The sequence below is a fragment of the Paenibacillus sp. sgz302114 genome (assembly GCF_056120345.1).
The window spans coordinates 1-930 of the sequence record NZ_JBVYOI010000035.1 but is presented as its reverse complement, the minus strand read 5'-3'; the positions used below and the strand labels follow the sequence as shown (position 1 = coordinate 930).

Here is a 930-nt window from a genome sequence, read left to right as displayed (position 1 = left end):
GAATTTGGACTAAGCAACCAACACAAGAAAAACCTTCCAAATTACTTTCGGAGGGTTCTTTATCTTGCTCAGATTCTAGTATAGCAGTAATTTTTCGAGCTTCTAATGAAAAATGTTGACAAGATATTAGCTGGTTTAGCGCAAAGAAAGCTGCCGGATCAATTACCGGCAGCCTCTTTGATGTTTATTGAGCTATAGTTACCCGTTAGTTTAAACGTAGCGGAGAACCCAGTCTTTAATTTGTGATGCAACTTCTGTTACATCAGTATTCGTAGTATCAATAGTAGGCATAGGTGGGTTGATGTCTTCATCGGAAATGCGAATCAATGCGTTAGCAAAGTTTATGTGGGTTTGAATCATTTCATCTGACCAGTTTCTTTCACGTAAACGTTTCTCTCGAGCTTCTTCATCACAGTGTAGGTTTAGGTAATATACATGTTTGAAAAAAGGAAAGTCCACACATTTTTCAATGTCCCACGGCATCATAGAACCGCATAGAATCGTCATGCGACCACTTTGTGCGACTTCTCGTGCAACTCTGAGCGAAATATTGAATACTTTCTCCCAATCTTGTCCAATAATCTCAGCCATTTTATCAGGGTCAAAAACATCGAACTCTCTCATGATCTTGCGAAGTTCGCTAACGACATATGATTTTCCTGAACCACTTGCTCCAGTCACAATAAATAAAGGCAATACATATTCCATATAGAATACCCCCACAGATTTTGAATCAGCTGGTCTATTATAACATCGCTCCTATTATTCAAGTAGGTATTATTTAGGCAATCTGCCCGTTCGTATTATGAGGTCAGCCAGTTTTTACTGGTTGACCTCTTTTGTCTTTAAGAGGTTTAGTACGGGTAGCCGGGGTAGAACGTCTCTGCCCGTGGGGCTCGACCCCGTGCGCTAAACTGTTCACCCCCTACT

Annotated in this window: 1 protein-coding gene; it reads right to left on the bottom strand. The window is 40.8% G+C overall.

Annotated elements, in window-relative coordinates; all coding sequences use genetic code 11:
• Positions 1–210: 210 nt before the first annotated feature.
• Positions 211–708 (bottom strand): P-loop nucleotide/nucleoside kinase family protein, encoded by a 498-nt coding sequence (locus tag AC0LWF_RS27765; protein ID WP_474654700.1) that lies wholly within the window; start codon positions 706–708, stop codon positions 211–213.
• Positions 709–930 lie beyond the last annotated feature (222 nt).